Raw genomic sequence first — 1,654 nt, 5'->3', positions numbered from 1 at the left:
CCGCCCGCGCGGCGGCCGGTGAGCTCGCGGTCCCCTCGCGCTGAGGCCCCCGGCGCCGTCGCCGCCCCACCGCCGTCCCCGTTCCCGCGGAACCGGACCGGCCGAAAGACCGCCCCAATTTCAGGTCATTCGCACACCGGGCTTGGTAGCCTGCGAGGGAAGTCGGTCGATTACTGGCGGTAACAGGGGGTGCGGCACAGTGTCCGAGAACGTCGCAGGTTCCGGAGAGGTCGCAGGGTCCGGGAACGGGCCGGGGACGTCCGGGTCCGGTTCCGGCGGGGCGCGAGACCTCGAGATCGAACCCGACAAGATCGAGGCGGTCGCCGGGATCGTCGAGGAACAGGCCGCGGCGCTGCGCCGGAAGCTGGACGAGCAGACACCCGCGCTCACGGTCCTGCCACCCTCGGAGGACATCGTCTCGGTCCATGTGGCCGAGGCCTGGAACACGCTGATCACCGAGGGGAACGGCTGCTACGTCGAGCGCGTGCGTGCCTACGAGGCCGGCCTCGTCGAACTGGCGGCGCGGTTGCGGCTGGCCTCCCGCGAGTACGCCGAGAACGAGCAGGACAACGCCGCCGCCGTCCACGGCGCGGGCGGGAACTGACGCCGCGGAGTGCCGCGGGCCGCGCGGGCCCGCCGCGTTCCGCCGCCGACCATCCGACGGACCACCGAACAGGGATTCGCGATGAACGACGCCGAGGTTGCCGAACTCGCCAGGAAGATCGGGGAACACCGCTTCACCGGCTACTCCGACGACATGCTCGCCGACGAGATCGAGTTCTTCCGTTCCGGCCGGGGGATCGGAGGGTTGAGTGAGGCGGTGGCCGCGCTGGAGGCCGTCGCGGACGCCCTCGCCGAGACGGACGACACCCTGCGCACCGAACTGGCGAAACTCGGTGTGCAGTGGCACGGGGCCGCCGGGGGGAGCGCCCGGTCGCGGCTCGCGGAGGAGGCCGAGTTCTCCCGCAGCGCGGGCGCGGCGGGGACCGACTCCGCCCAGCGGTTGTTCGCGCAGGGCGAGGCGTTCAACCGCACGCTGCACAAGCTCCCCGACCCCGCCGCGTTGCGCGCGGACAGCGACGTCGGGATCGGGGACTCGCTGCTCAGCCTGATCGGGCACGAGACCGACGCGGTCCGGGCGGCCGAGCGGAAGAAGGAGGCACGGGAGCAGGCCGAACAGGCGCTGGGGTCCTACGCGCAGGACAGTGGCGAGAAGCTGCGGGGACTGCCGGAGCTGCCCGCCCCCGACCTGATCGGTGCGGCGGTCCGCGGGGACGCGGACGTGCCCGCGTCGATCGGCGCGGGCGGCGGACCGGACGACAGCACGACGGCGGCGCACAGCACGGGATCCGTTCCGCCGGGTCCGGCACCGTCGGCGCCGTTCACCCCGGGTGCGGCCGGGACGTCGGCCGACGCGCCGTCGTCGTCGACCGGGGTGGCTCCGGGGCACCAACCGTCCGGCCGGGGCGGTACCGGGGCGGTTCCGGGGTCGTCGTCGCCCGTTCCGGGGGCCACGACGCCCAGCGGGGTCGTCCCCTCCGCACCGTCCGGTCATTCCGGCTCCGGAGCCGGGGGTGTGGGAGCCGGTGGGGCCGCCGGCGCGACGCGGCCGGACGACCGTCCGGGTGCGCCGGGATCGCGCCCGGGCGGGACC

General features: G+C 74.7%; 2 protein-coding genes. Both read left to right on the top strand.

Going from position 1 to position 1,654, the window contains the following annotated elements; translation table 11 throughout:
• The first annotated feature begins 199 nt into the window (after positions 1-199).
• Positions 200-604, top strand: coding sequence for a PE domain-containing protein (locus SACPADRAFT_RS0212040; RefSeq protein ID WP_007027536.1), 405 nt, complete (start codon positions 200-202; stop codon positions 602-604).
• An 81-nt stretch (positions 605-685) separates the two neighbouring features.
• Positions 686-1,654, top strand: a 969-nt coding sequence (locus SACPADRAFT_RS32790) for a PPE domain-containing protein (RefSeq protein WP_007027537.1), incomplete at its 3' end; no start/stop codon positions are given.

This window comes from Saccharomonospora iraqiensis subsp. paurometabolica YIM 90007, from assembly GCF_000231035.2.
Lineage (GTDB): Bacteria > Actinomycetota > Actinomycetes > Mycobacteriales > Pseudonocardiaceae > Saccharomonospora > Saccharomonospora paurometabolica.
Note: the sequence above shows the minus strand (reverse complement) of the source record. Positions and strands in the feature narration are given on the sequence as shown.